A 7,289-nucleotide genomic window follows, 5' to 3' on the forward strand; every position below is an offset into this window, starting at 1 on the left:
CGGCTATCAGGGCTGGGTCGAGCGGCCCGGCCGCTTCCGCTCGCTGGGCGACGGGCAGGTCGATTTCACCGCCATCTTCTCGAAGCTGACGCAGTACGGCTATGCGGGCTGGGCGGTGCTCGAATGGGAATGCGCGCTCAAGCACCCCGAGCAGGGCGCCGCCGAGGGCGCGCCTTTCATCGCGCGCCACATGATCCGCAAGGCCGACAAGGCCTTCGACGATTTTGCCGGGATCGCAACGGACCGCGCGTTCCTGCGCGACGTGCTCGGGCTGAACCGCGGTTGAGACTGCAAGGGGGAATAGAGGACATGCCGGAAAACAGGATCAATCCCCGGGCGATATTCTGGATCTGCGTGCTTGCCTTGTTCACGGCAGCATTGTCCTTCTCGATCCGCACCGGGGCATCGGGCGCGATCAAGGCGGCACTGCTCGATCCGGCCGTACCGCTCCATTCGGGCGAGATGATTGCCGCCGCGCTTGGCAATTCCTTCCTTGGCTTCGCGCTCTCGCTGATCGTGCTGAGCCCGCTGCTCGACACGCTTGGCACCAAGCGAGTCGTGCTGTTCTGCTCCGCCTGCTTCATCGCCGGCCCGCTGCTGATCCTGGCGGCGCCGCACATGGGAGGCATCGACGCTGTCTATGCCACGCTGATGGCAGGCATGGTCGTCTCGGGTTTCGGCTGGGGGGCGATGGAGGCCTCGGTCAATCCGATGACCGCCGCACTCTACCCGGAGGACAAGACGCACCGGCTCAACGTGCTGCATGCCTGGTGGCCGGCCGGCATCGTCGCCGGCGGCCTGCTGAGCGTGCTCGTCTTCCAGCAGCTCGAGCTTTCCTGGGAAGTGCTGATCGCGTTGATCCCCATCCCTGCCCTGATCTTCGGAGCATGGGCGCTGACGCAGGAATTTCCGCATACCGAGAGTACGTCGCTCGGCGTGCCTTTCGGCGAGATGATAGCGGAGCCGTTCAAGCATCCGGGCTTCTGGATATTTCCGGCAATCATGTTCCTGACCGCCTCGACCGAACTCGCGCCTGGCTCGTGGGTGGACATCGCGCTGACACAGACCACCGGAATGCCCGGTATTCTCGTGCTGGTCTATGTCTCGGCAATCATGTTCGTGATGCGCCACTTCGCCGGTGCCCTGGAGAAGCGCTTTTCCGATATCGGCATGCTGTGGTTCTGCACCGTTCCCGCCGGAATTGGACTCTATGCGCTGAGCCTCGCCAATTCGCCGGCGACCGCGCTCGTTGCCGCAACGCTCTGGGCCTTCGGCGTGTGCTTCATGTGGCCGACGATGCTCGCCGCCGCCGCCCGGCGCTATCCGCGCAGCGGCGCCTGGGGGATCGGGCTGCTCGGCTTCGCGGGCGCCATGGCGATCTATCTGGTTCTGCCGCAGATCGGAAAGATCTATGACCAGGCGAAGCTGGCCAAGGCCGGCGGCAGCGAAGCCTTCGCAGCATTGCAACCGGGGCCGCAGCTTCAGGACGTCCTCGCCTATGCCGCCGAGCAATCGTTCCAGGCGATTGCCGTAATCCCGGTGGCGCTGTTCGTCATATTCGGCGCTCTCGCGCTTATCGAACGCCGCCGCAAAAGGGAGGTACAGACAGCATGAAGATCGGCATGAACATGCTGCTCTGGACCGGGCACGTGACCGAAGAGCACGTGCCGGTGTTCGAGGCGTTAAAACGCACAGGCTTCGACGGCGTCGAAGTGCCGGTGTTCGACATCTCCGATCCGTCGCATTATCGGCGGCTGGGCGGCATCCTCGACGATATCGGGCTCGAACGCACGGTCGTCGCGATCATCCCAGACGAAGCGAGCAGCCCGATTTCGGCCGATCCTGCCTGTCGCCGGGCCGCTGCCGACCATCTCAAGCGGGTCATAGACTGCTCGCAAGCGCTCGGCGCGACGGTCCTTGCCGGCCCGTGGTTCCAGCCGCTTGGCGTGTTCAGCGGTGAACGTCCCAGCGAAGCGGAACTGGAACGCTGCGCCGAAATCCACCGTGAGATCGTGCCCCTGGCCAAGGCCGCCGGGCTCGCCTGCGCACTCGAACCTCTCAATCGCTTCGAGGCCCACCTGCTCAATACCTGCGAGCAGGTGATCGCCTATGCCGACCGTCTCGATACCGAAGGCTTCGGCGTGCTCTACGACACCTTCCACGCCAATATCGAGGAGAAGGACCCGGTCGCCGCGCTGGTCGATCTCCACGCCTCGGGCTGGCTGGCACATGTCCATATCGCCGAGAACGACCGCGGCACGCCGGGACAGGGCCACGCCCCGATCCGCGAGACCATCGCCGCCCTGCACCGCCTCGGCTACGACGGCTGGCTGACGATCGAGGCATTCGGCCGCGGCGTGCCCGAGCTCGCCGCCGCCACGCGTGTCTGGCGCGATTTCTTCAACTCGCCGGAAGAAGTCTGTTCGAAAGGCTTCGAATTCATCAGCTCATGCCTGAAGGAGTACCCGTGATGGCCGATCCTCTCAATCTTACCCGTCGCTCGCTGATCGAGCGAATGCTGCTTGTCGCCGGCGTCACCGCGACCGGAGGTTTCTCATTGCCGGCGCTGGCCGAATCGGCCGCCGGCAACCGTCATCTTGACGCCCAGCGTTTCACGGTTTTGAGTGCCGTTGCCGATACGATCGTGCCGAAGACCGACACTGTCGGCGCGCTGGAGGCCGACGTTCCTACAAAGTTCGACGCGATGCTCAAGGACTGGGCTTCTGCCCAGACCCGCAGTCAGGTCGCCGCCGCGCTGACCGAGATCGACACGCTGGCTAGCAGGGCAAATGGCAAGTCCTTTGCCCTGCTCGACGCCAAAACCAGGCATGATCTGCTCGCCCCTCACGACGCGGCATCGCTCAAAGTGTTGCCGGCAGACACCAAGGGCGGCGTGGCTACGCTCATGGGCTTCCCGAACTACACGAACCCGGGCTATGGAAGGATCAAGGAGCTTGTCGTCATGCTCTATTACCTCTCCGAGCCCGCTCTGACCCAGGAATTGACCTACGAACACACGCCGGGGGAATGGAAGCCGTCCATTCCCGTCACCCCCGAGACGCGGCCCGCCGCCGGCAGCATGTACTGAGCCGAAGGAGAGTATCACGATGTTCGACGCCATAGTAATCGGCTCAGGCATGAGCGGCGGTATGGCCGCCAAGGAGCTGTGCGAACGCGGCCTCAAGACGCTCGTCATCGAGCGCGGGCGCAAACTGGAGCACGGCGCTTCCTACACCGACTGGATGCAGCCCTGGGACCTGCCCAACGCCGGCCTTATTCCGCAAGACGAACTGAAACAGGACTACCCGATCCAGAGCAAGTGCTACGCCGTGAACAGCGCGACAAAGCATTACTGGGTGAAGGACAGCGAGCATCCCTATACAACGCCTGAGGACAAGTCCTTCGCTTGGATCCGCGGCTACCACTTGGGCGGTCGTTCGCTCATGTGGGGCCGGCAATCATACCGACTTTCGCCGATGGATTTCGAAGCCAACGCCAAGGACGGCTACGGCACCGACTGGCCGATCCGCTACGAGGAACTTGCGCCCTGGTACGATCAGGTGGAGAAATTCATCGGCGTCGCCGGCTCGAAAGAGGGGCTGGCCCAGCTTCCCGACGGAGAGTTCCTGCCACCTTTCGCGCTGAACGACGGCGAGCTTCTGCTCAAGCAGGCGGTCGAGGAGACGTTCCCGGGACGCAAGGTAATCCCGGGCCGCGTGGCCAATCTCAGCAAGGCGCAGCCGCACCATGAGGAACTGGGACGCACGAGCTGCCAGAACCGCTCTCTCTGCGAGCGGGGCTGCAGCTACGGCGCATATCACTCGAGTCTCAGTTCATCCCTTCCCGCCGCCGAGCGGACCGGGAACCTGACGATCGTGACGGACGCCATCGTCCATTCGATCGCACACGATCCGACGACCGGCAAGGCGACCGGCGTTCGAGTGATCGACGCCAATACGAAGGAAGGCCGCACCTACGAGGCCAAGGTCATCTTCGGCTGCGCTTCCACCATCGGCACGGCGCAAATCCTGCTCAATTCCAGGTCGGAGGCTTTCCCGAATGGCCTGGCCAACAGCTCCGACATGGTCGGGCGCAATCTGATCGACCACCTCTATGGGTTGTCCGTGGCCGGCATCCTGTTAAAAGGTCCGAACACATACTACCACGGGCGACGCCCGACTGGCGTCTACATACCACGCTTCCGCAACGTCACCGAACCTGGCGAATTCCTGCGCGGCTATGGATTTCAGGGCTCGGCGACACGGGTCGGCTGGCGCAGCGCAGCCCTGGCGATGCCGGGCATCGGCGCCGAGCTGAAGCAGCGCGTCCGCAAGTTAGGGCCCTGGATGATCGTCGTCTCGGGCTTTGGCGAAATGCTGCCCAATCCCGAGAACCGCGTCACTCTCAATGCCGGCGACACCGATCAGTGGGGCATCCCGACCGTCCACATCAGTTGCACGCATGGCGAGAACGATCGCAAGATGGCGAAGCAGATCATCGCGGACGGCAAGGCGATGGTCGAAGCGGCGGGCGGAATGGTCATGGCGGCCGCCGAGGAACCTGGCGAACCGGGGCTGGGCATTCACGAGATGGGCACCGCACGGATGGGTAAGGACCCGAAGGCTTCGGTTCTCAACAAGTACAACCAGGCGCACGACGTGCCTAACCTGTTCATCACCGACGGTTCGGCGATGGCGTCGAGCGGTTGCCAGAACCCCTCGCTCACTTACATGGCGCTCTCCGCGCGCGCGGCGCACCATGCGGTAGAGTTCCTCAAGGAGGGCAAGGTCTAGGGTCATGACCGCCCGGGTCCGGGCCTGCCCCGGCGCAGCGCGCGGGGCCTTCGCGCGGCCGGCCCACGGCCAACCGCGCAGCCCAGATCGATGGCGCCATTCTCGACGTCGCTCTGGAAGTCTTCCTCGATCGCGGGTTTGAAGGAGCGACGATCGAGGCTGTGGCAGGGCAGGCGCGCGTCTCCAAGGGCACGGTCTATGCCCGGTTCCCGGGAAAGGAAGCGCTGTTTCGAAGGGTGATAGAACACCGGATAGAGCTATGGTCGCGAAACGCGAGCCAGCCCGACCACCTCATGCCGGATGATCTGGCCGGCCGCGTGCGGCATCACGCGCACACGCTTGCCCGCATGTTCGGAGTGGAAGACGTGCAACGCTTCGGGCGCCTGGTGGAACAAGGGGGCAAGAACTTTCCCGAACTCGCGGCGTTCTGGGTGGAGGCGGGAACGCATCGTTTCCGCAGTCTGCTCGTGCGCAACCTATCAAAGGCGGCGGGGCCGGAACTCGCGGACGCGGACTGGCCATTCGTCGCCGAGCTTGTGGTGCATGGCGTTACCGGGTGGCTGAGCACCGAATCCATGGTTCGCAAGCTGTGCGATGAGGAGATCGGCCGATACATCGAAAAACTCGCAACAGCAGTGCTGCGTATTGTCTACTGGACCGAAGCGCCCGGCGATCACGAAGGAATTTCCGCATGAAGAAGACGTTATTGAGCTTTCTCGCCACGGGCGCGACCATCCTCGCATACCAGCCCGCCGTTGCGGCGACTGTCGACTGTCCGCTCAGGGACGAGCCCTTTTCAGTCAAGTCCCCGCTGATCGACGTGCTGCTCAGCCCCGCCGCCCGCGCTGTCTTGGAGCAGGCCGCGCCCGGGCGCGTGGCGAAGATACCCCCGCGCTTCGCGAGCGCGACGCCACCCACCTTCGCCGCGATCCTCTCGGTCGAGATGGCGGGCATGATGACAGGCATTCCGGCGGACAAACTGCCCGTCATCGATGCAGAGCTGCGCGCCCTGCCGGTAACCGAGGCCGATAAAGAGGCTCGCTGCGCGCGCTACGACAACGATGTGCCGAACTTTGACATGCCAAAGGGCAAGCCGCGCCTTCTCGTGTTCGAGAAGATCACCGGCTTTCGCGACGGGCCTTCGGTGGATGCGGCGCGCGAAGCCTTGACGGTCATGGCAAAGCGTAATGGCTGGGCGATCGTCTCCACCGAGAAGGGCGGGGCGATCAACGAGAAGACCTTGCGCAAGTTCGACGCCATCATCTGGAACAATGTCAGCGGCGACGTGCTGACGCTCACCCAGCGCCGCGCCCTGCAGGACTTCCTCAAGCGCGGCGGCGGTTTCGTCGCGGTGCATGGGGCGGCCGGCGATCCGGTCTATTTCTGGGACTGGTATATCGACGGCCTGATCGGCGCGCGCTTCAAGGGACATATCATGAACCCGCAGTTCCAGAATGCGCGGGTCCAAGTGAACAAGGACCACCCAGTCGCGAAGTCCCTGCCCACTGAGTGGAGAATGAAGGACGAATGGTACTCGTTCTCCACCAACCCGCGCGCGGCCGGCGCGAAAGTCGTGCTCACGTTGGACGAGAGCAGCTATTCGCCAAAGGGGATGCAGGGCGATCTCAGTATGGGTGACCACCCGATTGCGTGGACCAACTGCTACGGCAAGGGGCGCACGTTCTATTCAGCCATCGGCCACATGCCCGAAACCTACAGCGAGCCGCACCACGTGGCGCTTCTGGAGAGCGCCATCCGCTGGGCCTCAAACCGAAAGAACGACTGCAAGCAGTAACCGCGCCTGAACGACGGACCGGCATCGCTGGCGATGCCGGGCCGTCTGCCGCCTATCCGCGCACGCGTTCGCCGGTCACCTTCGCCGACCCGAACATGCCCATCTTGCACTTGCCGGCAAGCGTATCACCGGATACCTTAATGTCGTACTTGAGCGTGATCTTCATCGGCTTTTCGACCTCAGGTCAAAGCGCAGCCGGTTGCCATCCAGCGACGAGAGAGAACCCGTCAGGCTGGCGCCCTCGATCTCGAGATGGCCTCGGATGGCCTGCGGCCCCATCGGGGCCGCAATCCTACAGGTAACATTTTTGCTTGAGGCAATGCGGGGGTCAGTTTGTCAGTTCGCATGACAAGGGGATTTTTCCGCATCCTGCTAGACCACATGTTCGCCTGAGGCTGGGCACGCTTGCCTCGTAATATGCAGGGCAGAGATCGCACTGGGCTGGGCTGGCGCGATCTTCTGCATGGAGGCGAAGGCGATGATTTCGTTGGGGTCGGCAGTCCATTGGAACGGCTTGGGGTTGTTGCGGTTAACCGCCGGCGAAAAGCAGTGACGTGGAAGGGGATCGATTGCATCCCCCTCCCGACGGAGACGAGTTATACGCACGGCTTCATTGATTGACCTGTGCCCAATGGCGTGAACCGATTGAAGTGATTTGGTCTGGTTGTGCGATGAGCCAGTTCCAGGCGTCGCAGCATGCA

Annotated in this window: 7 protein-coding genes; all 7 read left to right on the forward strand. The window is 63.5% G+C overall.

Translation table 11 applies throughout. The annotated features are described in order from the left end of the window. Positions 1–286: sugar phosphate isomerase/epimerase family protein (locus tag IEX32_RS19885; RefSeq protein ID WP_229736523.1), on the forward strand; the 286-nt coding region annotated here is incomplete at its 5' end. A gap of 23 nt (positions 287–309) precedes the next feature. Next, positions 310–1,614, forward strand: coding sequence for an MFS transporter (locus IEX32_RS19890; RefSeq protein ID WP_188773276.1), 1,305 nt, complete (start codon positions 310–312; stop codon positions 1,612–1,614). Continuing rightward, positions 1,611–2,471 (forward strand): sugar phosphate isomerase/epimerase family protein, encoded by an 861-nt coding sequence (locus tag IEX32_RS19895; protein WP_188773277.1) that lies wholly within the window; start codon positions 1,611–1,613, stop codon positions 2,469–2,471. Before IEX32_RS19890 ends, IEX32_RS19895 begins: the two co-directional genes overlap by 4 nt. Continuing rightward, complete coding sequence (locus IEX32_RS19900) at positions 2,471–3,088, forward strand: gluconate 2-dehydrogenase subunit 3 family protein (RefSeq protein ID WP_188773278.1); 618 nt, start codon at positions 2,471–2,473, stop codon at positions 3,086–3,088. The genes IEX32_RS19895 and IEX32_RS19900 overlap by 1 nt, the downstream gene beginning before the upstream one ends. A 19-nt stretch (positions 3,089–3,107) precedes the next feature. After that, entirely contained in the window at positions 3,108–4,793 is a 1,686-nt protein-coding gene (locus tag IEX32_RS19905) for a GMC oxidoreductase (protein WP_188773279.1), read from the forward strand. Positions 4,794–4,891: 98 nt separating this feature from the next. Further along, the gene (locus tag IEX32_RS19910) at positions 4,892–5,488 is read left to right on the forward strand and encodes a TetR/AcrR family transcriptional regulator (RefSeq protein WP_268236776.1); all 597 of its coding nucleotides are present in this window, start codon (positions 4,892–4,894) and stop codon (positions 5,486–5,488) included. After that, the gene (locus tag IEX32_RS19915) at positions 5,485–6,588 is read left to right on the forward strand and encodes a ThuA domain-containing protein (protein ID WP_188773280.1); all 1,104 of its coding nucleotides are present in this window, start codon (positions 5,485–5,487) and stop codon (positions 6,586–6,588) included. Before IEX32_RS19910 ends, IEX32_RS19915 begins: the two co-directional genes overlap by 4 nt. Positions 6,589–7,289: the final 701 nt, after the last annotated feature.

Origin of the sequence: Novosphingobium endophyticum, from assembly GCF_014640675.1 — a bacterium.
GTDB classification, from domain to species: domain Bacteria; phylum Pseudomonadota; class Alphaproteobacteria; order Sphingomonadales; family Sphingomonadaceae; genus Novosphingobium; species Novosphingobium endophyticum.